Origin of the sequence: Marinobacter goseongensis (genome assembly GCF_023156235.1) — a bacterium.
In the GTDB taxonomy this organism is placed as follows: Bacteria; Pseudomonadota; Gammaproteobacteria; order Pseudomonadales; family Oleiphilaceae; genus Marinobacter; species Marinobacter goseongensis.
The window spans coordinates 143,822-170,802 of sequence record NZ_JAKZAI010000003.1; the positions used below are offsets into that span (position 1 = coordinate 143,822).

Here is a 26,981-nt window from a genome sequence, read left to right on the forward strand (position 1 = left end):
CAACCATGCCCTGGATACAACTACAGATCCCGGCTGATCCGGACAACGCGGACCAGCTGGAGGATCTGCTCATGGAGATGGGCGCAGAGGCCGTCTCCATGGAGGACGCCGCAGACCAACCGCTCTACGAGCCGGATCCCGGCACCACGCCCTTGTGGCACCACACCAGCGTGACCGGCCTGTTCGACTCCGAGCGCGACATCGACCAGCTCTGCTCTGCGATCACCGACGCCTGGCATCAGCAGACCCAGCAATCCCTGCAAGGCATTGAGGTTACCCTGGTTGAGGACAAGGATTGGGAACGGGCCTGGATGGACGACTTCAAACCCCTGCAATTTGGGGAGCGGCTGTGGATCGTGCCCAGCTGGCACGACGCACCGGACCCCGAGGCCGCCAATCTGATGCTGGATCCGGGCCTGGCGTTCGGCACCGGCACCCACCCCACGACCGCGCTGTGTCTGCAGTGGCTGGACGGGCAACCGGTGCAGGGCAAACAGGTGATCGATTACGGCTGTGGCTCGGGTATTCTCGGCCTGGCGGCTTTGCTGCTGGGTGCCGATCACGTGATCGGTGTGGACACCGACCCACAGGCACTGGAGGCCAGCCGCGACAACGCCCAGCGCAACGGCGTTGACCCCGCCCGCCTGGACCTGTACCTGCCGGACAACGAACCGGACACCCGCGCAGACATCATGCTCGCCAATATCCTGGCCCAGCCGCTCATCGGTCTGGCGCCGCACCTGGCGGCGAGAGTCAAACCCGGTGGCGACCTGGTGCTTTCAGGCATTCTGTCCAACCAGGCCCGGGACGTGATGGCGGCCTACGAGCCCTGGTTCGTGATGGACGAGCCCGAGCAGAAAGAAGAGTGGATACGCCTCACAGGACGGCGCAACGACAGGTGACGAAACCTCGGTGACCGACTAAACTCCGTGACTCGTAGCGAAGTCGCTTACAGGAACGAAGCATGACCCAGAGCAGCCTGCAGACACGATGTCCCAAATGCGATACCCGTTTCCGGGTAACGGATGAGCAACTCAGCATTGCCAAAGGCAAGGTGCGCTGCGGGAACTGCATGGAGGTGTTTAACGCCATCGATCATCAGATGGCTTCACCCGGTCAGGCAAAGCCGGCAGCACCGGAATCCACCAGATTCGTCGAGGCGGGAGAAGCCGCCAGCGGATTTTCAGCCGATGACGATTTTGTGTTCGCTGACAATCCGGAAGAAGACGCCGCCGAAGGCAAATACGCCGGCACCAACCTGACCTTTTCCGACGAAGAGCTCAGTGACAGCTTTCGCTCATTTGACGAGAAATCACCGGCCGGCGGCCATGAGGATGACGGCCGCCCAACCAAGGAGCTCGATGAGAGCTGGGCCGAGGCCATGTTGTCGGATGACGACTCCGACAGGGATAACAGCCACCCTGCAACGCCCCAGGGCAGTAAACCGGCTGCGCCTGCCACGGAGCAATCCGAGGCGGCGCCGGAACCCAGGCCCGCTATTGCACCCTCCGTAACACCGGCCGCCAGACCACAACCGACGACGCCTGCGACCCAGTCTGACGAGACGAGCGCCGACACCCGGCAGGAGCCACCCCTGTCCCTGGAGCCAACAGCCGAGCCCACAACAGCCCCGGCTTTCACCGAGGCTCCGGCAGCACCGCCTGAGCCCGAGCCGTATGAACCTCTGAGCGCCCGCTTCCCTTACCACGATCTTCGGAGGGAACCGGTGTCAGTGGGTGGCGGTTCCGGCGGCACCGTGCGCCGTATTCTCTGGACGCTGGTGGTACTGGCGCTCACAGGCTTGCTGTTGGCCCAGGTGACCTGGTTCCAGTTTGACCGACTCTCGGCTATTCCGGAGCTGCGCCCGTTTTATGAGCAGGGCTGTGAGCTGGCCGGCTGCGAACTCAAGCCGCTGATCGATGTGGATGCCATCCAAAGCCGTAAACTGGTCGTGCGCACTGATCCCGAGAGCCGCAGCCAGTTGCTGGTGGAGGCGGTTATCATCAACCGCGCCGCCTTCGAGCAGCCTTTCCCGGCCATTGCGCTGACCTTCTCGAACCTCAATGGCGATGTGGTAGCCCAAAGCGTGTTCATGCCGGACGAGTACATCGCCGGAGACGGCCGCGATCTGGCCGCCATGCCCACCGAAACGCCGGTCAGGATCGCCATCGGCATTCGCGACCCCGGCCGTGATGCGGTCAACTACAACATCGCGTTCCGGGCCCACAGCCAGTAAGCAATTTTTTAGTCATGGATCATGGCGGGCCGCCATCGAACAGACTAAAAGTCAACCAGAAAGAACGAAAAATAATCAATTTTTTCACTGCTTTGCCCCTTCAATCGTCGGCCCCCCGACGGTATCATTAGCGCCTTTCGGATCTGGATCGGTTACTTATTGAGCAACCTTTCCACTCCGGCCCTTGCTGATTCTGCTGTAACACGGACTGAAACCATGCTGCCGACGGCGAAGATCGGGCCCTATACCCTGCCCAACCCGCTGATTGTCGCACCCATGGCGGGCGTGACAGACCGACCCTTCCGGCTGCTGTGCCGGGACATGGGCGCGGGTCTGGCGGTGTCAGAAATGGTTATCGCAGACAGCAAGCTCTGGCACACCCGTAAATCCCGGTTCCGCATGAACCACACCGGCGAGCCGGAACCCAGATCGGTACAGATTGCCGGCGGAGATCCGGACATGCTGGCCGAGGCAGCGCGGTTGAACGCCGAATTCGGCGCCCAGATCATCGATATCAACATGGGTTGCCCGGCCAAGAAGGTATGCAATAAGGCCGCGGGTTCGGCGTTGATGAAAGATGAGGGGCTGGTTCGCGACATCCTCGAGGCCGTGGTCGCCGCGGTCGACATTCCGGTAACCCTGAAAATGCGCACCGGGTGGGATCGCGAGCATCGCAACGCCCCGCTGATTGCCCGTATGGCCGAAGATGCCGGCATCCAGGCGCTGGCCATCCATGGCCGTACTCGGGCCGACGCCTACAAGGGCGACGCGGAATACGACACCATTGCGGAAGTGAAATCCCGGGTCGGTATCCCGGTGTTTGCTAACGGTGATATCACCTCACCGGAAAAAGCGAAGCGGGTGCTCGAGTACACCGGAGCGGATGGCCTGCTGATCGGCCGAGCTGCCCAGGGCCGGCCCTGGATCTTCCGGGAGATCCTGCACTACCTCGAGACCGGCAAGCGGCTGTGTGCCCCGCCTCTGAACGAGGTAGAGCGTATTCTGATCGGGCATCTTGACGCCCTGCACGCCTTTTATGGCGAAATCATGGGCGTGCGTATCGCCAGAAAACACGTGGGGTGGTATCTGCAATCTCACGATGAGAGCAAACAGTTTCGCAAATGCTTCAACGCCCTGAACGAGGCGATGGCGCAGAGAGACAGCATTCAACAGTACTTTGCAGGCTTACGAAATGGAGAGGTATTCGCAGCATGACCGCTGAGACTTTGGCAAATGAGAACATCAACACATCGGCCAACGATGACACCCATCAGTTGCAAACGGTGAACAGCAGCGGCAACAGCGTCACCCTGCGCGACAGCGTGGAAGTGGCCCTGAAGAACTACTTTGCGCAGCTTGATGGCGCGCCGGTGACCGAGGTGTATCAGCTGGTACTCTCCGAGGTAGAAGCCCCCCTGCTTGAACAGGTGATGAAGTACACCCGCAACAACCAGACCAAGGCGTCCACCATGCTTGGACTGAATCGCGGTACGCTTCGCAAGAAGCTCAAGCAGTACGGTCTGCTATAATTCAGACACCCCGAATAAACGAGGGCCTCCCGGACACCATTCGCGAGGCCCTTATTCGTTCATCTCCAGCAGAAATTATGTGACCCATGGCAAATCAGGCTAATACTCCCGTCCGTCGCGCGCTGATCAGCGTGTCCGATAAAACCGGCATTGTCGACTTCGGCCATGCCCTGACCGAGCGCGGTGTCGAGCTGCTCTCCACCGGCGGCACCTTCCGTCTGCTCAAGGAAAACAACGTTCCGGTGACGGAAGTCAGTGATTACACCGGCTTCCCGGAAATGATGGATGGCCGGGTCAAAACCCTGCACCCGAAAATCCACGGCGGCATACTCGGCCGTCGCGGTACCGACGACGCCATCATGGGCCAGCACGGGATCAACCCCATCGACATGGTGGTGGTCAACCTCTACCCCTTCGAAGACACCGTCGCCAACCCGGACTGTGATCTGGCGACCGCCATCGAGAACATCGACATCGGGGGCCCGACCATGGTGCGTGCCGCCGCCAAGAACCACAACGACGTAACCATCGTGGTCAACGCGGCGGATTACCGCCGCATTCTCAAGGAGCTCGACACCAACGATGGCGAACTGAGCTACCACACCCGCTTCGATCTGGCGGTCAAAGCGTTCGAACACACTGCCGGCTACGATGGCGCCATCGCCAATTACCTGGGCGGCCGCACGCCGGACAACGACAACGCCGACTTCCCACGCACCTTCAATGCCCAGTTTGTGAAAGTGCAGGACATGCGATACGGCGAAAATCCCCATCAACGGGCCGCTTTCTACGCTGAACGCAACCCGAAAGAAGCCTGCGTCGCCACCGCCAGGCAGTTGCAGGGCAAAGAGCTGTCCTACAACAACGTGGCTGACACCGATGCCGCTCTGGAGTGCGTCAAGCCCTTCGCCGATCCGGCCTGCGTGATCGTCAAGCACGCCAATCCCTGCGGCGTGGCCATCGGCGCAGACATCCACCAGGCCTACGATCTGGCCTTCGCCACCGACCCCACGTCGGCGTTCGGCGGCATCATTGCCTTCAACCGTGAGCTGGACGCCGAGACCGCAAAAGCCATCATCGACCGTCAGTTCGTGGAAGTGATTATCGCGCCCACGATAGCGCCGGAAGCGGTGGAGCTGGTGGCCGCCAAGAAGAACGTACGCCTGCTGGCCTGCGGCGAGTTCAACGGCGAACGTGCGAAATCGCTGGATTACAAGCGCGTGACCGGCGGCCTGCTGGTCCAGGATCGCGACCTGGGCATGGTGGCGATGGAAGACGTGAAAGTGGTCACCGAACGCCAGCCGTCCGAGGCCGAACTGAATGATCTGCTGTTCGCCTGGGAGGTGGCCAAGTATGTGAAATCGAATGCCATCGTCTACGCCAAGGCCGGACGCACCATCGGGGTTGGCGCCGGCCAGATGAGCCGCGTCTACAGCGCCAGAATCGCCGGTATCAAGGCCGCCGATGAAGGCCTGGAGGTGAAAGGCTCGGTGATGGCATCGGATGCCTTCTTCCCGTTCCGCGACGGCATCGACGCCGCTGCCCAGGCCGGAATCACCGCGGTGATTCAGCCCGGCGGTTCCATGCGCGACCAGGAAGTGATCGATGCCGCCAACGAGCATGGCATTGCCATGGTGTTCACCGGCATGCGCCACTTCCGACATTAATAGGAGACAACCATGAACATTCTCGTCATTGGCTCAGGTGGTCGTGAGCACGCGCTGGCGTGGAAGGCTGCCCAGTCTCCGGATGCGGACCGTGTGTTTGTCGCGCCCGGCAACGCCGGCACCGCAACAGAGCCCGGCCTGGAAAACATCAACATCGACACAATGGATTTGAATGGTCTGGCGGATTTTGCCGCCGCCAACAATGTGGGCCTGACCATCGTGGGCCCCGAAGCCCCCCTGGTGGCCGGCATTTGCGACCTGTTCGAAGAACGCGGCCTGCGGGTGTTCGGCCCCAGCGCCGGTGCAGCGCAACTGGAAGGCTCCAAAGCTTTTACCAAGGACTTCCTGGCGCGCCAGAACATCCCTACCGCCGGGTATGGCAATTTTACCGAGGTGGACAAAGCCCTCGCCTACGTCCGTGAGCAGGGTGCGCCCATCGTGGTCAAGGCCGACGGCCTGGCGGCCGGCAAAGGCGTGATTGTCGCCATGACCCTGGCAGAAGCCGAAGACGCCATTCGCGACATGCTCGCCGGTAATGCCTTCGGTGAAGCCGGCAGCCGCGTGGTGATCGAGGAGTTCCTCGACGGCGAGGAAGCCAGCTTTATTGTCATGGTCGACGGCGAACACGTGCTGCCGATGGCCACGTCCCAGGACCACAAGCGGGTTGGTGACGGCGATACCGGGCCCAACACCGGCGGTATGGGCGCTTACTCACCCGCGCCGGTGGTTACTGCGGACGTGCACCAGCGCATCATGGACGAAGTGATCTATCCTACCGTGCGTGGCATGGCAGCCGAAGGCCACCCCTACAAAGGCTTCCTGTACGCCGGCCTGATGATCGACGGCAACGGTGCCCCCAAGGTGATTGAGTTCAACTGCCGCTTCGGGGATCCCGAAACCCAGCCCATCATGTTGCGGATGAAATCCGACCTGGTCGAGCTGTGCGGCGCTGCCATCGACAGCAAGCTGGACCAGTGCACCTCGGACTGGGACGAGCGCGCGTCCGTGGGCATTGTGTTGGCGGCCGGGGGTTACCCGGGCAGCTATAACAAGGGTGATGTGATTGCCGGCCTGCCGGAATCAGAAACCGAAGGCGAGAAGGTGTTCCACGCCGGCACCCGCCTCAACGGGGACCAGGTGGTCACCAATGGCGGCCGCGTACTGTGCGCGACGGCCCTGGGGCACACGGTCACCGAGGCCCAGCAACGGGCCTACGACGTCGCCGCCCGCATCTGCTGGGACGGTGTGTTTTATCGCAATGACATCGCCTATCGGGCGATTGCGCGGGAAAATTCCTGACACGTGAACGGAGCTGACGAGTCATGACATCCACGAGCCGCCTGCCGGTTGTGCTGTTTCTGCTGATCACTGCAATCCTCTCGGGCTGCTCGCGTCAGGCCATTTACGATACCGCCATCGACTGGGAGCGTTCCGCGGCCGGCCTGGAGCCAGACCGGATCGCTGTCGGCAAACTGGACATCGCCTACCTTCGCAACAAGGAGACGGTGGACGGTGACACTATCGTGCTGATCCACGGTTTCGGTGCCAACAAGGACAACTGGACCCGTCTTGCCCGTGAGCTGACCGACGAATTCAACGTCTACGCCATCGACCTGCCCGGTCATGGTGACAGCAGCAAGGAACTGGATCTGGGCTACCGCTTCGAGGATCAGGTACAGCACGTTGCCCGCATCCTTGACGCGCTCAACATTGATCAGGCCCACCTGATGGGTAACTCTATGGGCGGCGCCATCACAGCGCTCTACTCCGCGACCTTTCCCGAGCAGGTTCGCTCGGCGGTGCTGTTCAACCCCGCGGGGATATTCGAGTACGAGAGCGAGCTGGTGGAGCTGGTCACCGAGGGAGACAACCCGCTGATTCCAAAGGAATCGGGTGATTTTGACAGGCTGTTGGATTTTGCCCTGGAAAAACGCCCGTTCGTGCCCTGGCCGATCCTCGGGGTGATGGAGGAGAAGGCCATCGCCAACCGTGAAGTCAACCAGGTGATCTTTGCCGCCATCCGCGACACCGGTTTCGAATCCGACTTCCGCACCGCCATCCGGGAGGTCACGGTGCCGGTGCTGGTGGTGTGGGGCAAGGAGGACCGGGTCATCAACTATCGCAACGCCGACCTGTTCGTTGAAGCCATCCCGCGCTCAACGAAAGTCATTCTGGACGACATCGGCCACGCCCCCATGGTTGAGGCACCGAAAAGATCGGCCCAGCTGTTCCGTGATTTCATTGGCGACAGCAAGCGCTGACCTGCTGGTCGACTACAGTTTGCGCCTGAAAACCAGTAAGCTTCAGGGCAGGATTACCCTGTCTCCCGAGCGGTTCAATGCCTGAAGCTATCTGGATCACTTTCGCGTTTGGCCTCGGCCTGATTGTCAAAGCAATCGGGCTGCCCCCACTGGTCGGCTACCTTGCCGCCGGCTTTGCCCTGAGCGGACTCGCTGCGACCACCGGCATCGAGATCGAGGAGACGGCGGCACTCAAGCATATCGCCCACCTCGGCGTTCTGTTGCTGCTGTTCACCGTTGGCCTGAAACTGAAACTGCGCTCGATCATCAGCCCCGAGGTCATTGGCGGCAGCCTGCTGCATTTCGGCATCACCTGCGCGGTATTCGCGCCCGGGCTTTACCTGATGATGGACCTGGATTGGTCCACTGCACTGCTGCTCGCCATTGCCCTGTCGTTTTCCAGCACGGTGCTGGCGGCCAAAGTTCTGGAAAGCAAACGGGAACTGCGGGCCTTTCACGGCCGCGTCGCCATCGGCATCCTGATCATGCAGGATCTCATTGCCCTGGTGGTGATGAGTGTAGCTGCGGGTAAAACGCCGTCGCAGTGGGCGCTGCTGGTGTTCGGGCTGCCACTGCTCCGCCCGCTTCTCTTCCGGTTGCTTGACGCCAGCGGGCACGACGAGCTGTTGGTTCTGCTGGGACTACTGCTCGCCCTGGTACTGGGTGGCCTGGGGTTCGAAGCCGCCGGCCTGAGCTCGGAGCTTGGCGCTCTGGTGTTCGGTGCCATGCTCGCCAACCACCCCCGCGCCCAGGAACTGGCGAAATCATTGTGGAGCGTGAAAGAGGTCTTCCTGGTCGGCTTTTTCCTGCAGATCGGGATCGGCGGGCTCCCTGATCAGCAGGCCATCATCTTCGCCGTAATTGCCGCCCTGGTGCTACCCCTGAAGGGCATCCTGTTTTTCTTCCTGCTGATACTCTTCCGGCTACGGGCACGAAGCAGTTTTCTGTCGGCCCTGTCCCTGACCAACTACAGTGAATTCGGGCTGATTGTGGCCAGCGTGGCGTTACCGGAATGGCTGATCCCTCTGGCGATCACCGTCTCACTCTCATTTGTTATTTCCGCGCCACTGAACCGCTTTGCCCACGGCCTTTACGAACGTTACAACCGATCACTGATAGGTTACGAACGACATAAACGACACCCCGACGAACAGCCGATTTCTCTTGGCGATACCCGCATACTCGTCATGGGCATGGGGCGCACCGGCACGGCGGCCTATGACTGGCTGCACGCGAAAGACAACCGCGTCATGGGGCTGGATTCAGACCCGGCAAAAACGTCTACTCATCAGGCCGAGGGCCGCAATGTGGTTTTTGCGGACGCGGAAGACAACACATTCTGGGAAAGCCTGCACATGCCCGACCTGCAATCGGTCATCCTTGCCATGAACGATATCGAGGGCAAACTGATCGCCGCCCGCATGCTCCGTAAACTGGGTTTCACCGGTCGTATTGTCGCCCACACCATGTACCAGGATGAGGCCGAGAAAATCCGCGAAGCCGGTGCCGACGAGGCCTACCTGACCATGAGCGAAACCGGCGTTGCGCTGGCCAGTCATCTTCAGGAGCACCTTGTCCGCAACTACGCCGACCCCGCCAGAGGCACGGGCCATGTATGAATTTGAAGAACCCACCCGTGGCAACATGACCCAGATGACGTCCCTCCATGAGGAGCGTCTGGACTTCGTGGCCCGCACGCTGCAGCGCACCGGCGCGAAGACCGTGCTCGACCTCGGCTGTGGCTCGGGGTCTCTGCTTTACCGCCTGGCGGCGTTTCCGGAATTTGAGCACATCGTCGGGCTGGAGCAGTCCGGCGTGTCCATCCGGCAGGCACGCCTCAACCTCGAACCCTGGCTGGCCCTGGCGCCGGAACGCATCCGCCTGGTGAGAGGCTCCTACGCCGAGAGCAACTCCGAGCTGGCCGGGTTCGATGCCGCGGCCATGGTGGAAACCATCGAGCACGTCTACCCGGGAGAGCTGTCCCGGGTGGAGCTGGCGGTGTTCGGGGAATACCGACCGCGGGTGCTGTTCATGACCACCCCCAACCGGGAGTACAACCCGCTGTTCGATCTCGAGCCCGGGGAGTTTCGCGAGGAAGACCACAAGTTCGAGTGGGACCGCACCAAGTTCCGCCGCTGGGCCCTGGGCGTGGCCGACCGCAACAGCTACCGGGTGGAATTCGGTGGTATCGGCGACTTTCATCAGGAGCTGGGGCATCCCACCCAGACCGCCCTGTTCAGCCGCCGGGCATGATTCAGCGAGTGCGTCGCCAGGCCGACAGCTCGGCAATGGTGTGCTGGAACTTGCGGCGGGTCTCGCGAATCACAAACGGCACATCTACAGGGGCCTGCACCGGCTCGAAATGACTTGCGAGAACATCCCGCATTCCGTCAAGCACCGTGCGGGGCTGGCCGTTGTGAGTAAGACCGCCGATCCAGTTGGCGCGCGGCGTGAACTCTTCCAGTAGTGTATAAGGCGAACTGATGACCAGCGTACCGCCAACCGCCAGACGCTGGTGAATGTCCCCCAGGAACGCTCCGGGGTCCTGCAGCCGGTCGATCAGGTTGCCGGCGAAAATCAGGTCGTAGTCGGCGTGTTCCGCCCCCAGATTGCAAGCGTCGCCGGTGGCAAAGCGCACTCGTGGGGCCGCCCGCGCCAGGTCCAGCGCCTGCAGGCTGACCGTAACGCGCTCACCCAGCTCGCCCTCGTCACGGCGAAAATAATCAATCGCTCCGGCCTCTTTCAGGGTGGTGGCAGCGTCGACAAAGCGCTTTGACAGATCCACCCCGATAACCTGGTCAAACAGCCGCCCGAGCTCGAATGCGGTGCGGCCCACGGCGCAGCCCAGATCGAGCGCTTTGCGCTTGTCACGGCCGGCCATCAATTCCTGGCAGATGCCGGCGCACCGGGCCGGATAGTTGCTGACCCCGAAGTGGGGCTCGCCGAAATGAAAACCCAGGTACTGGCTGAGCAGTTCGTCGGTTTCGTACACGTTCATGGCGGTTCCTTTGAAGAGGTCTGATCAGGTGGCGGGGAGTGCGCAGGTGCGGAACCCCGTGTACACATCGTTTCTCAGCGGCAGATAGGCCTGGCGATAGGTCCCGCGAATCAGGTTGGACGACGTGGCACAGCTTCCGCCCCGGGTCACCTTGTGATCACCGAACTGCAGGGTCGACATGAACGGATACATGTCGATACGGAAGCCGTCGTAGGGGAAGAACTGGCTGCTGGTCCACTCCCAGACACCGCCGATCATCTGACGACAACCAAAGGGGCTGTCGCCTTCAGGATAATCCCAGACCGGGTGCTGCGCCATGGTCCGGCCGTCCATATCCGCCTGCGCCGGGGTTGGCGGCTCATTGCCCCAGGGGCGGCGTCGGAAGGTCTCACCGGGCTGGTTGCCGAGAGCGGCTACCTCCCACTCATGCTCTGTGGGTAGCCGGCGCCCGGCCCAGTGGCACCAGGCTTCCGCTTCCCAGTAGGTGATATGGGTCACCGGCGCATCGGGATTCAGTGCCTGCCAGCGGTCAAACAGGCGCTCCTGCCATTGTTCATCGTGCCAGCGCCAGTAGAGCGGGTGTTTCGGTTCACTCATCAGCGGCCCGGCACAGCCATGCACCAGCGCCACATCGATCTCGGTCTGCAGCCATTTACGGCCGCCAAAGGACCAGAGCTCCGGGCGGCGGTAGCCCCCATCCTCCACGAACGCCTGAAACTCGCGGTTGGACACCGGAACACGGGATATGGCGAACGCCGGCAACTCCACCTCGAAACGGGGCTTTTCATTATCAAAGCCGAAATCGGTATCCGCGAATGCCGCGGAATCCCCCGGGATACCGATGAGCCAGCGCCCGGCCGGGATGACGGCATCGCCGTCGATGCGTTCCCCGGGTGCCGGGCGCTCGGAGTTCACGTCAGGCGGGGCGGGATAGCCGACGGTCTGACGGCACCAGATCAGCGATTCGATGTGCATGTTCTGGTGATAGATGGCGTAGCGATAAAGGTACTGATCCCGGTCCGTCATCGGCCGGGAGCGGATGCGATCAGCCATACGGTCATAAATGGTATCGAAGTACGCCAGCGTTTCTTCACGGCCGGGAAACAGATCCCGGCACCAGCGGTCCCGGTGGTCCACATGGAAGGAGTCCCACAGGTCGTCCATGGCCGGGTTGTAGCTGGGCGTGCCGTCCAGCAGGTTGAACACAAACACTTCGTAGAAGAAGGCCGCGTGCCCCATTTCCCACAACGGCGGATTGACGCCCGGATGATAGGGCACATCCAGAGCGGCTTCCGGTAACGAGGTGATCAATGCCCGCGTGCGCTGCCGGGTACGTTCCAGATCCGCCAGAATGATTGCCTTGTCCACGCTCTTGCTCCCAGAAACCAACAGTGCAATGAGTACGATAACAAACTGCCTGGCGGATGAGTGCGGGTATGGCCGAATTTACGTTATTTCTTTCGCCCTATCCCCAATTCAGGGGATTCCCGAACCCAGTCCCTTTGCAATAGTGGTTTCGCACCATCAAAAGTCAAAAAAAAGGATGTCATCCATGTTATCCCTGAAAAAACTCTCATTGGCTTCGGCCATTGCCGCTAGCGTGGCTCTCTCTGGTTGCAGTAACTCCTCCTCCAGCAACTCCGACGATCCCGTAGCGGGTGATGTCGCAATCAGCGGCACCGCCAGTGCACCTGGCGGTCAGATTGCCTATTACCAGGAAAAAAGTCTGCTTGAGATTGCCAGTGGCTTCCTGATTCCCCGGGCCGTGGCGGCAATCAGCGGCCTGCAACCGGTGCAAGGCGCCGATGTGGAACTCATTCGGGTGGATGATGACGGCGAGCAAATTGGTGACGTATTGGCCACTGCGCGCACCTCCGTGACCGGTGATTACTCCCTGACCCTGCCCCAGGGGGTGAACCTGGCGGGCAACCTGGTGGTACGCATCACCGGCAGCAACAACGCCCAGATTCGCTCACAGGTGGTCGAACAGGATGTGGATATCGACCCGGCCTCAGAGTTCATTCTGCAAAAATTCGTGCAGAGCGGCGCCTCCCTGGAGAACCTCGAAGTCACCGACGTGGTGAGGATCAAGAGCCGGGTGGCGGAATTTGATCTGACCGCGTCACCGGACTTCCAGCTGGCTGACATGTTGGCCGAGCTGGACAAGGTAGTGGGTGAGGACCTGGAGGGCCAGATCGAACTGGCCACCACCGAAGACGGCGATGTGGCAACCATTGCCGGTGACTACCGCTCCTCAGCCATCGAACTGGGGCTGTACGATTCGGACAACAACAGCGGCGGCACCTGGGCCTCTGAAATCTTTACCGCAAACTTTACCTTCGCGTCGGACGCGGACGGCGACCTGCAAATCACCCTGACCTCCGAGGAGGGCCTCGACAGCCTGTTGAGCGGGCCGAGTCTTGCCAACACCAGCCTGTTCACCTTTGGCGACATCAATGACGAGGCGGAATCTTTCCCGGGTATCTTCAAGGACAACAACACCATAACGCTGGACGTGCCGTTTGAGGAGGAAGTTGACGGTGATGTCGGCTTCCGCTCCCCGCCCGCCACGCTGCGGCTGCAAAAAGCGCTGAACAGTAACGTGTTCGTGCTGGCAAACACCGAGACCGTCCTCCGATACGGCACCACCATGGAGGGTGATCTGGATCCCAACGCGAAAGAGGGCGATGAACTCTCCAAGACCCTGGAGGTCTTTGCGCAAACGCCGTCGGGCGATAGCCCGATTGATCTGAACGGTGCTTTCGGTCGGGTTTATTTGGAAAACGATCAGGTCGCTGGCATGAGCATTACCATGACCACCGAACAGAATATCGTTAATTTCAGGAGCACCGTACTGGACGCAACAGCCGGGACACTGCAGGACCTGACCCTGACTCCCGCAGGTGTTGAATACTTTACCGAGTCTGCCGGCGTGGAGGAAACCGATCTCCCCTTTGAACTGACTGACAACGGCGACTTTGTCACCATCGGTGGAGACCCGGAGGATGGCTTCATCAACGCGGATCTCGATTTCATCGCCTTGTTCTCGGCCGATGATTCAGTATCGGACGAATCCGAATTCAGCAAAACGCTGATGGTTCGCCTTCCTGGCAGCACCCCGACCATTGCGGGCAACAGCTACCGCGTATTTGGTATCTCGACCGGATTCACTGGCGGTGAAGCTATCGAACTCGGCGGTCCGCGCTTCAACACATTGCTGAATATGAGCTCCGATACTGAGGGAGCCCTGGAGGGCACAGTTGTCACGCTAGACCGTGCAGACTTCACCAGTCAGGTCGAGCGCTCAGCAACAGCGATCGATGGCAATGCCAGCGTAACTGTCGGGGAAAATGGCCAGACCACGGTGACCATCACGGAATCCGGCGGAACCACGGAACTGAGCGGCTTCTTCAATGAAGATGCCAGCATCGGTATCTTCACCAACAACTTCACACCGACTGACGGCACAACCGACAGCCTGGGCCTGACCATCCTCATGCAGGTCAACCCGTAAATCCACAAACTGAAAGCCCGCCAGCCACTCAGGCCTGGCGGGCCATTTACCCCTGAAACCTTGAACCTTCCCCCGGTTCCGCTATAACAGAGTATTCCGAATCGGATTGCCGCAAGGAGCGACATGTCCAAGCAGTGGGCACCATCCAAGATTCTTTCTGCGGGCATGGCCATCGGACTGGGGCTGTTTCTCCTTGCCCTGTATTTTGCCACCGGCGTTCCGCGCCTGGGTCTGTCCACCGAACCGGGGGTGGATGGCCTGCGGGTGGTCAGCGTGGATACAGACGGCCCGTTTGCCGGCATTGTCAGCCCCGGCGACGAACTGATCGCGATCCACAACGAGGGTGCGGTCTTCACTTTCGAGCCCTTTGATGCCATCGCCGAACCCGACGACGCCGCCACCTACGATCCCTACAACCGTTTCTTTGAACGTCAGAATGTCATCTGGTCCATTCTGCAGGCGGAGCGCATCAGCCTGGGCACTCGCTTGGCCCAAGAGATACCGGGGTCGGACACCCGGGCGCTGCTGCCTCCTGTGGACTGGGTCACCGTGACCCTGACAACCGACATCGGCCCCACGGATCTGCCAGCGGCGTTCTGGTACCAGGTCGCCTGCGGCCTGATGATTTTCTGGATGGGAGTTGCTGCCTGGGCCTTCGTGCAAAGCGAGCGCGGCCCGTTTTTCTACGCTCTTGCCGGTTTCGGCATTGCCGTGGCCATCATCGCCAGTGCTGTGTACACCACCCGCGAACTGAGCCTGCCGGGTGATCTAATGCTGATCCTGTCCCGCTGCAACCAGTTCGGGGCCATGCTGTTTGCCGGAGCCGGAACCACCCTGCTCTGGCACTACCCCACCACCGTATCCCGTTTCCGTTTCGAGTGGCTGATGCTGGCGCTGGTGGTGCTGATCCTGTGCGCCAACTGGGGCCAATGGGTCAACAGCCTGGATATCACTGCGCGGTACACGCTGCTGGCATGGGCCGTGGCGGATGTCGTACTGGCAGTGATCCAGTGGCGCCGGACCCGACGGGAGCCGGTTGCCCGGGCGCGGCTGAAATGGTTTGTCTATTCCTGGTTCGGTGGCGTTATCAGTTATCTGGCGCTGGTGGTGGTGCCCCAGGTAGTGGGTCACGACTCCCTGATTCATCAGAAGTACGCCTGGCTGCTGTTTGTGCTGTCCTACCTGGGCATCGCCCTGGGCATTGTCCGATACCGGCTGTTTGACCTGGATCGCTGGATTCTGGCTGCCTGGTTCTGGTTTCTGTGCGGCATCCTGGTTATCGCCATCGACAGTCTGCTGGTGCTGTGGCTCGGACTGCAGTATTCCCTGGGCCTGGTGATCAGCCTGGCGCTGGTCGGTTGGGTCTACTTTCCCCTGCGCCAGATGCTGCTGCGGCGTTTCATGCCCTCGTCCACCCGGGACGACCTGTGGGAGCGCCTGCCCACCATGATCAGCGACGCGTTCGAGATTGGCGGCAGCATCGATCGGCAATGGCAGCGGGCGTTGCAACGCTCCTTCCATCCGCTCCAGATTGATCGGCGGGAGCAGCACTGCGACCGACCGGTGGTCCTGGACAGCGGCCTGCGGCTCCGCGCGCCCCTGATGGGTGAGTCGGCCTGCCTGGAGTTGAGCTACGCGGAACAGGGCCACCGGCTGTTCGATCAACAGGACACCCAGTTCGCGGCCCAGGCCATGGAGCTGTTCCGCTTTGCCCGCCAGTACCGGGATTCATTTGAAGACGGCGTGCGTGCCGAGCGCGCCCGCGTGGCCCGAGATCTGCACGACGACGTGGGCGCCCGCCTGTTGTCGATCATCTACCGCGCTGACACCACCGAACTCAGCAACCTTGCGCGGGACTGCCTGAAGGAACTGCGCGGGGTGATTCAGGGCCTGCAAAAACAGACTGTACCGCTGGACCAGAGCTTTTCCCGCTGGCACTTCGAGTCACGTCAGCGGTGCGAGCTTTTTGATGTGGATCTGACCATGACCCTGGCGCCGGCGGCAGCCGACATCACCCTGACGCCGCGGATCGAGCGCAACCTGATGAGCATCATCCGCGAGCTGCTGACCAACACCATCAAACACTCGGAAGCCACCGAAACTCGACTGCGTATCGATTTCCTGGACGGACATCTGCAGGTGGATGCCAGTGATAACGGCGTCGGCTGGGGTACCGTGCCGGCCGGGAATTCCAGCGGCATCGGCCTTCACAGTATTCGCGAGCGGTGCGACGAACTGGGCGGCCACGTGCGCCATTACAGCCGGGTTGGCGGCGGCGCGGGGATGATCTGTACCGTCCCGATCACAGGAGCGGCAGCGGGATGAAACAGGTGCTGATTCTCGAAGATCTCAAAGACGCCCAACGCTGGTTGCGGGAAGCGGTACTGGCATCGTTCCCGGAGGCCCACATCGAATGCTGTGACACCCTGGGCCAGGCATTGGGCTGGCTGGAAAGTCGGGTACCCGACCTGTGCCTGGTGGATCTGCGCCTGCCTGACGGTTCCGGTCTCGACTTTATCCGCCAGTGCAAGTCGGTCGCACCACTGGCCCAACAGGTGGTGACCACCATCTACGACGACGACATCCACCTGTTCCCGGCCATTCAGGCCGGAGCACACGGCTATCTGCTGAAAGATCAGCCGCGCCAGGTCATCGCCGACGCGCTGAAAAATCTCACCATGGGCACCCCGGCGCTGTCCCCCCAGATCACCCAACGAATGATCAGTTATTTGCGGCAGGAGCGCTCAACCACCTGGGAATCCGAAACCGCGCCATCCGACACGCACCTGCTGAGCACGCGGGAGCAGGAAATGCTCGGGGTCATCGCCCGCGGCTTCAAAACCGCGGAAGCCGCAGAGCTGTTGGGTGTGAGCTACCACACCGCCGCCCGGCACATCAAAAACATCTACGCCAAGCTCGGCATCAATAGCCGCGCAGAGGCCGTGCAGGTGGCGATCCGCTTGGGGCTCTACGACCCGCGCCTGTAGGCCCTAGCTCCACACCATTAGTATAACCGGCACCGCCACCACCGTCACCAGTACTGACAACGGTAAGCCCAACCGCCAGTAGTCTCCGAAACGGTAACCGCCCGGCTCCATCACCAGGGCGTTGGACTGATGACCAATGGGGGTAAGAAACGCACAGGAGGCGCCCACGGCCACCGCCATCAGCACCGCATCGGGGGCCATATCCAGTTCCGTGGCCATACTGAGGGCAATGGGCGCGACCAGGATCGCGGCGGCGGCGTTGTTCGCCACGTTGGACAGCAGCATGGTGCCCACCAGCAGCACTCCCAACACCAACGCCGGGGCCAGCCCCTCACTGATCATCAACATCTGGGCGGCGATCAGCTCGGCGCCGCCGGTCGCCTCCAAAGCCCCGCCGACCGGAATCATCGCAGCCAGCAGCACAATCACCGACCAGTCGATGGCCTTGTAGGCATCGCTGGGGTTGAGCAACCCGGTGAGCACCATAGCAACGGCGCAGCCAACCAGCGCCACCGGCGGCGCCAGCCAGCCCGCGACAATGGACACAATCGCTGCGATGAACAGCCCACCGGCAAGCAGGGTCCGGCGATCCCGGCCCAGTCGCAAACCACGCTCGGCCAGTGGCAGGCAGCCTAACTGCTGCAACTCGGTGCCCAGGGACTCTTCATGCCCCTGCACCAACAGGATATCACCAACCTGGAAACGCACATCGCCGATACGCCGTTTCAGCCTGTGCCCCTGGCGGGCCAGAGCCACCACGTTCAGCCCGTGCCGTTCCCGCAGGTTGAGTCGGTTCGCGGTCTGGTTCTGCAGGCTGGACTCGGGGGTGATGACCACCTCGGTGAGCAGGATGTCGCCGGCGTCGATCTCCGGCGGCGTCTCATCCGATTCCTCCGATGCACTGGCCAGTTCCAGGCCGGTGTTGTCCAGAAATGCCTGCAAGCTGTCGGTGTCGGCCTCCACCAGCAATACATCCCCTTCCTGCAGCACCTTGAAGGTGGAGGGTGCCAGCGACCGCTCCTCGTTGCGGATCAGGGCCAGAACCACCACGTCTTCTTCGCTCTCTGCCCGGGTCAGCAGGTTGTGCAGCGTACCCCCGGCAAAGGATGAGTCTTCTGGTACTTTCAGCTCGGTGACGTAGTCACCCACACTGAACAGCTTACCGCCATCGTCGCTGTCTTGCCGCCGCGGCGTCAGCCGCCAGCCCACCAGGGTGATAAAAGCGATGCCCGCGAGGGTAATCGCCGCGCCCACCGGCGCAAAGTCAAACAGCCCGAAACTGTCACCCTCACGGTAACTGGCAATAATGATATTGGGGGGTGTTCCGATCAGGGTCATGGTGCCACCCAGCAGCGAGCCGAAAGCCAGCGGCATCAACAGCAGTGAAGGCGAGCGACCGGCCTCACGGGACATCCACACGGCTACGGGCATCAGCAGTGCCAGCGCCCCCACGTTGTTGATAAAGCCCGAACACAGCGCGACCACCGCGGTGAGCATCAGCACCTGCAATGTGGGCCGATGCCCGACCTTGCCCAGCAGCTTGGCGAGATTATCCACCACGCCACCGTTCACCAGCCCCTGACTGATGACCAGTACCGCCGCGACCGTCACCACGGCGGGATGACCAAAGCCGGCGAACAGCTCGTCCGAGGGCACCAGACCCGCTACCGCAATGGCCAGCAGTGCCAGCATGGACACCACATCAAACCGCAAACGGTTCCATACAAACAGGCCGAGGGTGGTGCCCAGTACGGCAAATACGATTCCCTGCTCAAGCGTCAAAACGTGTCTCCCGAAGTGCAACAGCCAACAGAGGCGTCAGATTCCTGTCAGTTGAACATACAATAGTTGTGGCTGGAATCACGCACTGAACATGAATTTCTGTTAACTTACCTCGGGTTAACGCTCTTAGCGGGCAGAGAGACGCGTTCACACCGTTGACGGTAGCGCGTATGACAGGGAACACAGACACAGGGAATGGCATGACCACCGACCTTTATCAGATTACGTTTGCAGGCAAGATTCTGGAAGGATTCAGCGAAGCGCAAGTCAGGGAAAATATGAAAGCCCTGTTCCGCACCTCAGACGACCGCACCGAACGGCTCTTTTCCACCACCCGAAAGACCCTCAGGTCCGGCCTCAGCCATGCCGACGCCCTGGTGTACTACGACCGCCTCACCGAGGCCGGTGCGGAAGTGCAGATATCGGCACAGGCAGCCACGACGCCAAACCCGACGGTGCGCAAATCCGCCGCAGTGCCCCCGGAAGAGCCGCCCCATCAGGACTCCGACGGCCTCCAGCGCCGGCGTTCAGGTCTGGAGTTCACCGGCAACGGCAAAGAGTACTTTGGCATCTGGATTGTCAACATCCTGCTGACCATCGTCACCCTGGGTATCTACTCCGCCTGGGCGACCGTACGGAACAATCAATATTTCTACGGCAATACCCGGCTCGACGGCGCCAGCTTCCAGTACCTGGCGAGCCCGATCACCATTCTCAAGGGCCGCCTGATCGCACTGGCGGTACTGGTCGCTTACGTGGTGCTGTCGGAATTGTTCGTGGAGGCCGCGGTGATGTTTGCTCTCGCCTTCATTCCCCTGGTGCCCTGGATCATGATCCGCTCACTCCGCTTCAAGGCGATCAACAGCGCCTGGCGCAATATCCGTTTCGACTTTGAAGGAAAGTACGGGCAGGCGTTCATGGTAACTTTCGTATGGCCCTTGCTGAACCTGCTGACGTTGCTGCTGCTCACCCCGCTGGTCATCAAGAAAACGCATGAGTTCGTCGCCAACGGCAGTCGCTTTGGCACCACCGGTTTTGAATTCAAGGGCGCAACCGCTGAGTACTACCGATTTTTTGGAATCGGCCTGCTTATCGCTATTGGCTTCGGCCTGGTTGCGCTCCTGATTGCACGCTCCGGCGCCGTTGCGACGGCAGGCCTGGTCGCCGCTGTCGGCTACGCCACCCTGCTGGGGTACTTCATGGCCGGTATCACCAACCTCTTCATGAATTCTGTGACGCTGGACCAGCATGGCTTCCAGTCCGGGCTGCAGCCACTGCAGATGTTCTGGATTTTCCTGAGCAACTCGGTGCTGGTGGTGCTGACCCTCGGTCTGTTCACACCCTGGGCCAAGGTGCGCATGGCACGCTACCGCGCGGCTTGCACGGCCATGATGGTGAAAGGCGACCTGAACCACTTCGTGGCGGCCGAAAGGAATCGCACCAGCGCGCTCGGGCAGGAACTGGGAGATGCCTTCGATGTCGATTTCGCCGCCATCTGAAGTCACTATTGAAGGGCATTTCTACACCGGTAGCCACTCCAATCGCCAGAGTGCCATTCTGCGATCGGTAGCGGGCATCATCATGGTGGAGACCGGCGACAGCCGGCTTCGCCTGTCTCCGGCCGATGTCCGGATCTCTCCCCGCATCGGCAATACGCCCCGCTACCTGCACCTGCCCGACGACGGCGTATTTGAAACCGAAGACAACGATGGGGTCGACCTGCTGGACCGGCAATCCCGCCAGGGGCGTGGCCGGCAGCTTCTACACCGACTGGAAAGTCATCTGGGCCTGATCCTGGTGGCGGTGGTGGTGACGCTGGCCACCACCGCAGTGGCCTTCGTGTACGGCGTACCGTGGGCGGCCCACGTTGTTGCCAATGCCCTGCCGGCATCCGTGGCTGAACAGGCGGGGCGCTCCACATTGGCTACCCTTGACTCAACCTGGCTGGAACCTTCAACCCTGTCCACTGAACGTCAAGCTGAGTTACAGGCTCATTTCCGCTCGCTGTTGATGACGGCAGACACCCGGGAGCCTCTGCGGGTACTGTTTCGCCATTCCCCCGCCATTGGCGCCAACGCCATGGCTCTGCCAGACGGCACGATGATTTTTACCGACGATCTGGTAAACCTGGCGCAACACGACGACGAACTGTCGGCCATTCTTGCCCATGAAATCGGTCATGTCGCCCATCGGCACGGCTTGCAGGGCATGGTTCAGGGCTCGCTGACATTCTGGCTGATCGTGATGATGACCGGCGACCTATCGGCCTTCTCCGATGCCACAGTGGTGGTGCCCGCCGTACTCGTGAGCCTAGCCTATTCCAGGGAGATGGAGCGGGAGGCAGACACGTTTGCCCTGAATAACCTGCAGGAAAACGGTATCGATACCGGCCATTTCGCCAACATCATGACCCGGTTGATGGCCATAGCCGGCACAGAATCGTCTGAAGAACAGACCCGGGACAGCCGGTGGGATGCCGTGCTGGATATGCTCTCCAGCCACCCCGGTGGTGACGAGCGCATCGAGCGTTTTCGCCCTGGCCACTGACGTGACAGGCCTACAACTGTCGACAAACTTTACAGAATTTGACAATTGGCCTGTCGCGCCAGATGCAAGCCACTGAAAACAGGCCTGCCCGTTCAGATGGCACATTCCATGTATGAGTGTTTTCCGGAACGCGTTCTCCGGGAGATCCGTCATGAAGGAACAACGACCGCTCGTCTGGTTGTCAGCGGCTAACGCCAGAGACCAGCAGGACTCTCTTCTGTCAGCCCACTGGAACATCCATTCGTTTGATTTGACCGAACCGCCCCCCTTTGCGCTCGCGGGTGCCGGGCGAGCCCGTGTCGGCATTCTGGATCTCAGTGTCTACCCGGACGAAGGCACGCCCTATCTTGATCAGTGGATCGAGGCGTTCCGGCTGTCCTACTGGGTTGGGTTGCTGCCAGCCTCCCCGAGCGAGGACAGCCGTCTCGGCACCCTGATCTCAAGACACTGCACGGATTACCACCACCTGCCACTGGATGCCGATCGGCTCAATACCGTTCTGGGACACCTATGGGGTATGGCCCAATTGCATGCCCGCACCGATTTCGAGCCCCACGACAGTTATCAGGATGCCGCCCTGGAGGGAGGATCCCAGGCCATCCGCCAGGCCAGAGCCATGCTGCGGCGCTTTGCCAAAACCCACGAACCGGTGCTGATCTCGGGCGAAAGTGGCACCGGCAAGGACGCGGCCGCGCGCTTCATCCACCGCCACTCCTCCCGCAGAACCCAGCCGTTCGTCGCCGTCAATTGCGCGGCTTTACCGCTGCCGCTGACCCAGAGCGAGCTGTTTGGCCAGGAGGGAGACCCCCTTGGCGTCTCGGTTACCGCCCGCCGCGGGCGGGTCGACGCCGCCGATGGTGGCACCTTGTTGCTGTCTGGCATTGATGAGCTGCATCCGGACCAGCAATCGGCCATTCTGCGATTTCTTCAGGAGGGACAGATTGAACGGGTGGGCGCGACACGCCCCCACAAAGTGGACGTAAGGGTGATCGCAACCACCGCCCGCCCACTCAAGAACCTTGTCGAGACCGGCGCGTTTCGCAGCGACGTTTACTACCGCCTGGGCAGCCTGGAGGTGCAATTGCCGCCACTGCGTGACCGCCCCGAGGACATTCCGGTGATCGCCAACCACATACTGGCAAACACCCACACCACGTTCGGCGCTCGCAAATTGAGCACCCCCGCCCTGCAGAGCCTGGCGCAGTACCACTGGCCCGGCAACCTGAGGGAGTTGCAGAACCGCTTACGTCAGGCCATGTTGCTGAGCGAATCGTCGATGATCGAGCCGGCGGACCTCGGGCTCGCCGAGCTGGGCATGGCCGTACCCGGGCAGGCGGGGCTGACTCTCGAAGCCTTCCGAGCCCGGGCAGACCAGCAGGCATTATCGTGCAGCCTGGCGTTGTCGCATCAGAATGTGACTGCAGCGGCGCGGATCCTCAAGATTTCACGGGTATCCTTTTATCGCCTGATGGACAAATACGATCCCCACCACACCCGATCTCACGGCGGCAAGCACCACCGCAACCATCAATAACCGTGTCGCTGAAAACACAAAACCCCGCACCAGGCGGGGTTTTGTGTGTCAGGCAAGGCCAGCGGCCCTGCCCGGAGACAACGAGCCGTTCGATTAACCGAACTGGTTCATAGTGTTGTCTTTACCACCGGCTTTCAGCGCGGCTTCACCAGCGAAGAATTCCTTGTGGTCGTCACCGATGTTGGAACCAGCCATATCCTGGTGCTTAACGGTGGCGATACCCTGACGGATTTCCTTGCGCTGTACACCTGCCACGTAGGCCAGCATGCCTTCGTCACCGAAGTAGCCCTTGGCCAGGTTGTCGGTCGACAGGGCCGCAGTGTGGTATGTCGGCAGCGTGATCAGGTGGTGGAACACGCCTGCTTCACGAGCGGCGTCGCGCTGGAAGTTGGCAGTCCACTGATCCGCCAGCTGACCCAGCTCGGTGTTGTCGTACTCTTCGCTCATCAGCTTGGGACGGTCGTAGGCAGATACGTCCTTGCCTTCTTCCTGCCATGCGTCGAATACCTGCTGACGGAAGTTCAGAGTCCAGTTGAAAGACGGGCTGTTGTTGTAAACCAGCTTGGCGTCCGGCACCACTTCCTTGATGCGGTTAACCATGGCAGCGATCTGGCCAACGTGCGGCTTCTCGGTTTCGATCCACAGCAGGTCTGCGCCGTTCTGTAGGCTGGTGATACAGTCCAGAACAACACGATCTTCGCCAGTGCCGGCTTTGAACTGGAACAGGCCAGAAGCCAGACGCTTCGGACGAACCAGCTGACCGTTCTGCTTGATCACAACGTCGCCGTTGTTGATGTCTTCGGCTTTCTCGATCACCTCACCATCGATGAAACTGTTGTACTGGTCACCCAGATCGCCCGGCTCGTTGGTCACGGCGATTTTCTGAGTCAGGCCAGCGCCCAGGGAGTCAGTACGGGCAACGATAACGCCATCATCAACACCCAGCTCAAGGAACGCCAGACGCACGGCGTTGATCTTGGACAGGAAGTCGGCGTGGGGAACCGTAACCTTGCCATCCTGGTGACCACACTGCTTCTCGTCAGACACCTGGTTTTCGATCTGGATGCAGCAAGCACCGGCTTCGATCATCTGCTTGGCCAGCAGGTAAGTCGCTTCGGCGTTACCGAAACCAGCGTCGATGTCGGCGATGATCGGCACGATGTGGGTTTCGTGGCTGTCGATCTGCTTGATCAGGTCTTCCGCCTTGGCGTTGTCGCCGGCGTTCTCAGCTTCTTCCAGAGCACGGAACAGGTGGTTCAGTTCCCAGGCATCCGCCTGACGCAGGAAGGTGTAGAGCTCTTCGATCAGACCAGATACAGCGGTCTTTTCGTGCATGGACTGATCCGGCAGCGGACCGAACTCGGAGCGCAGAGCCGCAACCATCCAGCCAGACAGGTACAGGTAACGACGCTTGGTGGTACCGAAGTGCTTCTTGATGGACAGCAGCTTCTGCTGGCCGATGAAGCCGTGCCAGCAGCCCAGAGACTGGGTGTACTGAGCGGTGTCGTTGTCGTAGTTCGCCATGTCTTCGCGCATGATCTTGGCGGTGTACTTGGCGATGTCCAGACCGGTCTTGAACTTGTTCTGGGCGCGCATGCGGGCCGCGTGCTTCGGGTTGATGGCGTTCCAGGTCGGGTTTTGCTTCAGAATGGAAGCAATGGCGTCAACGTCTTTTGCGTATGGCATGATCTCAGTCCTGTGTTCTACGGTTTGAGGTGCTCTTCATCAGAAGCAGAAGGTCTACTCCGGCGAGCCGGCTATCCGCTCAAAAAATGTTCAGATAACCGACGATGGGTGCTACTTTAGTGCCTTTGAATTTATAATTGAAATTTATATTATCTATTCTCGGCATTTTTTTGATGAATACCTGAAATCCCCGCCGAAAACCCGCTCTCGCTTTGGCGGGCGCTGACCGGCAGCAGCCCTGCCCCGGACCGTTCAGGTATGGGCCATGACCACCAGCCGGTCGCCGGCCTGCAGGTCCAGATGAGTATCGCGGGGCGGATTCATCATCAGGTGCCGGCCCCGCTCGTCGGCCTGGTGGCGGAAAATGCCCAGTGCCAGCTCGCCCTCCGCCGACAACATTTTTTCCAACACCCGGAAATCGGCACTGGCAGGCAGCGGGTAGTCCTTGGGGTCACGGAACTGAATTTCGGCACCACTGGCAGTGAACAGCTCGTCCAGCACCACGCGCAGCTCACGGCGCAGAGCCACTTGTGCCAGCACATGGCTGAGGATCATCGGGCTGATCATCATTTCACTCTGGTGACCGTACATCAGGTAGCGGTTGTCGGGGTCACTCAGCTCCATGATCAGTTGGGGCCGGCGATGGCCCTCCGCCAGCAGGTCCTCAAGCTGCAGGTAACCCACCATGGCGCGGGCATCCGCTTCCTCACCCGACGCCAGGCGGTCGCTGCTCAGCAGGATCACCGCGTCGTAATCCGCTGGGCGCACCTTGCGCAGCTCGTCCTCAACCATGTAATCCGCTTCGATGTGACGGCAGGTCACGTCGTGATTCTCATGAATGTACCGGGTGATGTCACGCTCCCGCTCTGCCACCGGTACGACTGACACAATATCGATGTGAAAGCGCTGGTCCGTGTAACTGCCGAATTCGGCGATCAGACTCGGCACACGGCGATTCCAGCCCAGCACCAGAATGGTTTGCGGACGTTCTGCGTGCTTGCGCTGGTATTTTCGGATGTCGCCACGGATGTTCGGTGGCAAGAGCTCCAGTTTCGGGTTAGCTTCGGTCTCCGAGTAATCCCGGGCCATCATGACGACCCGGTCCCGGTTCTCGATCGTCGTGTCGGTCGGGGCAATCAGGTTAACGTCCCAGCCTTTGTCCCGGGGTTTCAGGATGCCCAGAACGATGGCGCAGGGCCGCTGCGTTGCCAGCTCTCCCAGGGTCATTCCAGCCAAACGCTCGCCACCTCGAATGTAAATTTCATTGCCGTCGCCCGCGGTCAGCAGTTCGTTGTAGATTTCCGACAACCCCGGATGCAGCACGTTCTGCACCATCAAACGGCTGATGGTGGCGTCGCCACCTACCACTTCCACTTCCCCGGGATACGCTCGCTCAATCACCGGATGCTTGCGAATATCCTGTATTTCCGCCACTACGTACGGCAACGGCAGGTTCAGATGCCTTGCCTGGGCGGCAATGGACAGCAACGCCTTGACCGTTTCCACGTCCGAGGTCATCAGGGTGCCCGCTTCATGGGCAGCGCTGGGCACGATCACCGCGGCCGCATCCAGACAGGCAACCCGGTGCAGGGCGTCCGGCTGGATCGCCATGCCCGAGCGCAGAATGATCTGCCTGGCCTTGCGGCCGATCCCGGGTTCGGTGCGCAGTTCATGCACCTGGGCGGCAGACGCATGCTCCGACAGCACCACCAGATTCAAGCGCTGGGTGTCGTGTTTTTCCAGAAACCGGCGCATGCGGCCCGAGGACCCGAGCAGCTCCGACAGCAGCGGCAAGGTCTGACTCGACCAGCCCAGCACAACGATATGATGTTTCAGGGTGACCGGCGTCAGACCCCGCTCCAGATCGCCCATCTTGGCGATCAACCAGCGTGTCAGGATCGCCACCAGCGTACCCATGAACACCACGTAGCCGCTGATGGTGAGCACCGTGGACACAAATCGCTGCCAGGTGCCGACGTCATCTCCCAGGTAGCCGGGGTCGGTCAGCCGCAGAAAAGCCCACCAGATGGCAGAGCCGGGGTCATCGAATGCATCCCCCTGGGGCAACACCAACAGACCGCCCACCAGCGAAATCAGCCCGATGAACACACCAACCACCAGTAACTGGAACCCCGCCCCTTTGACCAGCTGGCGTTCCAGCACAAATTTCACTCGATCAATGACCCTGAATGGCAACATTC

Annotated in this window: 20 protein-coding genes; 15 read left to right on the forward strand and 5 right to left on the reverse strand. The window is 61.0% G+C overall.

The window, feature by feature from the left end:
- Positions 1 to 5 precede the first annotated feature (5 nt).
- The 9 genes from prmA (at position 6) to MLC70_RS02630 (ending at position 9,985) form a co-directional block, all read left to right on the forward strand.
- Positions 6 to 902, forward strand: coding sequence for a 50S ribosomal protein L11 methyltransferase (gene prmA, locus MLC70_RS02590; protein ID WP_248181492.1), 897 nt, complete (start codon positions 6 to 8; stop codon positions 900 to 902).
- Between the two features lie 62 nt (positions 903 to 964).
- Entirely contained in the window at positions 965 to 2,236 is a 1,272-nt protein-coding gene (locus tag MLC70_RS02595) for a DUF3426 domain-containing protein (RefSeq protein WP_248181493.1), read from the forward strand.
- Positions 2,237 to 2,455: 219 nt separating this feature from the next.
- On the forward strand, positions 2,456 to 3,451 hold the full coding sequence (gene dusB, locus MLC70_RS02600; RefSeq protein ID WP_248181716.1) for a tRNA dihydrouridine synthase DusB: 996 nt from the start codon (positions 2,456 to 2,458) through the stop codon (positions 3,449 to 3,451).
- Positions 3,448 to 3,765: a DNA-binding transcriptional regulator Fis gene (gene fis, locus MLC70_RS02605; RefSeq protein ID WP_248181494.1), complete on the forward strand. Its 318-nt coding sequence runs from the start codon at positions 3,448 to 3,450 to the stop codon at positions 3,763 to 3,765. The genes dusB and fis overlap by 4 nt, the downstream gene beginning before the upstream one ends.
- 86 nt (positions 3,766 to 3,851) lie before the next feature.
- Positions 3,852 to 5,432 carry a bifunctional phosphoribosylaminoimidazolecarboxamide formyltransferase/IMP cyclohydrolase gene (gene purH, locus MLC70_RS02610; RefSeq protein ID WP_248181497.1) on the forward strand — a complete coding sequence of 527 codons (1,581 nt, stop codon included), beginning with the start codon at positions 3,852 to 3,854 and terminating at the stop codon, positions 5,430 to 5,432.
- 12 nt (positions 5,433 to 5,444) lie between these two features.
- Positions 5,445 to 6,731: a phosphoribosylamine--glycine ligase gene (purD, locus tag MLC70_RS02615; RefSeq protein ID WP_248181498.1), complete on the forward strand. Its 1,287-nt coding sequence runs from the start codon at positions 5,445 to 5,447 to the stop codon at positions 6,729 to 6,731.
- 23 nt (positions 6,732 to 6,754) lie between these two features.
- Positions 6,755 to 7,693, forward strand: coding sequence for an alpha/beta fold hydrolase (locus MLC70_RS02620; RefSeq protein WP_248181500.1), 939 nt, complete (start codon positions 6,755 to 6,757; stop codon positions 7,691 to 7,693).
- 77 nt (positions 7,694 to 7,770) lie between these two features.
- Positions 7,771 to 9,351, forward strand: coding sequence for a cation:proton antiporter family protein (locus MLC70_RS02625; RefSeq protein WP_248181502.1), 1,581 nt, complete (start codon positions 7,771 to 7,773; stop codon positions 9,349 to 9,351).
- Positions 9,344 to 9,985, forward strand: a complete 642-nt coding sequence (locus MLC70_RS02630; RefSeq protein WP_248181503.1) for a methyltransferase domain-containing protein — start codon at positions 9,344 to 9,346, stop codon at positions 9,983 to 9,985. The genes MLC70_RS02625 and MLC70_RS02630 overlap by 8 nt, the downstream gene beginning before the upstream one ends.
- Before the next feature lies 1 nt (position 9,986).
- Here the strand turns inward: MLC70_RS02630 and MLC70_RS02635 are convergent, their stop codons facing one another.
- Together MLC70_RS02635 and senA are read right to left on the reverse strand one after the other, a co-directional pair.
- Positions 9,987 to 10,730, reverse strand: a complete 744-nt coding sequence (locus tag MLC70_RS02635; RefSeq protein WP_248181504.1) for a putative 4-mercaptohistidine N1-methyltransferase — start codon at positions 10,728 to 10,730, stop codon at positions 9,987 to 9,989.
- Positions 10,731 to 10,754: 24 nt separating this feature from the next.
- A complete protein-coding gene (gene senA, locus MLC70_RS02640; protein WP_248181505.1) occupies positions 10,755 to 12,098 on the reverse strand; it encodes a selenoneine synthase SenA in 1,344 nt (447 codons plus the stop codon).
- A gap of 184 nt (positions 12,099 to 12,282) precedes the next feature.
- On the opposite strand from senA, the gene MLC70_RS02645 reads away from it, so the two are divergent.
- The 3 genes from MLC70_RS02645 (at position 12,283) to MLC70_RS02655 (ending at position 17,231) form a co-directional block, all read left to right on the forward strand.
- The gene (locus MLC70_RS02645) at positions 12,283 to 14,244 is read left to right on the forward strand and encodes a hypothetical protein (RefSeq protein ID WP_248181506.1); all 1,962 of its coding nucleotides are present in this window, start codon (positions 12,283 to 12,285) and stop codon (positions 14,242 to 14,244) included.
- A 123-nt stretch (positions 14,245 to 14,367) separates the two neighbouring features.
- Complete coding sequence (locus MLC70_RS02650) at positions 14,368 to 16,569, forward strand: ATP-binding protein (protein ID WP_248181508.1); 2,202 nt, start codon at positions 14,368 to 14,370, stop codon at positions 16,567 to 16,569.
- Positions 16,566 to 17,231, forward strand: a complete 666-nt coding sequence (locus tag MLC70_RS02655) for a response regulator transcription factor (RefSeq protein ID WP_248181509.1) — start codon at positions 16,566 to 16,568, stop codon at positions 17,229 to 17,231. Before MLC70_RS02650 ends, MLC70_RS02655 begins: the two co-directional genes overlap by 4 nt.
- A gap of 3 nt (positions 17,232 to 17,234) precedes the next feature.
- Here the strand turns inward: MLC70_RS02655 and MLC70_RS02660 are convergent, their stop codons facing one another.
- A complete protein-coding gene (locus MLC70_RS02660; protein WP_248181510.1) occupies positions 17,235 to 19,013 on the reverse strand; it encodes an SLC13 family permease in 1,779 nt (592 codons plus the stop codon).
- Between the two features lie 200 nt (positions 19,014 to 19,213).
- Between MLC70_RS02660 and MLC70_RS02665 the strand changes: the two genes are divergently transcribed.
- The 3 genes from MLC70_RS02665 to MLC70_RS02675 all read left to right on the forward strand — a co-directional run bounded on the left by MLC70_RS02665 (position 19,214) and on the right by MLC70_RS02675 (position 23,094).
- Positions 19,214 to 20,512, forward strand: a complete 1,299-nt coding sequence (locus MLC70_RS02665; RefSeq protein WP_248181511.1) for a YjgN family protein — start codon at positions 19,214 to 19,216, stop codon at positions 20,510 to 20,512.
- The gene (locus MLC70_RS02670; RefSeq protein ID WP_248181512.1) at positions 20,481 to 21,560 is read left to right on the forward strand and encodes a M48 family metallopeptidase; all 1,080 of its coding nucleotides are present in this window, start codon (positions 20,481 to 20,483) and stop codon (positions 21,558 to 21,560) included. Before MLC70_RS02665 ends, MLC70_RS02670 begins: the two co-directional genes overlap by 32 nt.
- A 151-nt stretch (positions 21,561 to 21,711) precedes the next feature.
- Complete coding sequence (locus MLC70_RS02675; RefSeq protein WP_248181514.1) at positions 21,712 to 23,094, forward strand: sigma-54 dependent transcriptional regulator; 1,383 nt, start codon at positions 21,712 to 21,714, stop codon at positions 23,092 to 23,094.
- Between the two features lie 93 nt (positions 23,095 to 23,187).
- Here the strand turns inward: MLC70_RS02675 and MLC70_RS02680 are convergent, their stop codons facing one another.
- Together MLC70_RS02680 and MLC70_RS02685 are read right to left on the reverse strand one after the other, a co-directional pair.
- The gene (locus tag MLC70_RS02680; RefSeq protein WP_248181516.1) at positions 23,188 to 24,780 is read right to left on the reverse strand and encodes an isocitrate lyase; all 1,593 of its coding nucleotides are present in this window, start codon (positions 24,778 to 24,780) and stop codon (positions 23,188 to 23,190) included.
- Positions 24,781 to 25,032: 252 nt separating this feature from the next.
- Entirely contained in the window at positions 25,033 to 26,979 is a 1,947-nt protein-coding gene (locus MLC70_RS02685; RefSeq protein WP_248181518.1) for a CASTOR/POLLUX-related putative ion channel, read from the reverse strand.
- Between the last annotated feature and the right edge of the window lie 2 nt (positions 26,980 to 26,981).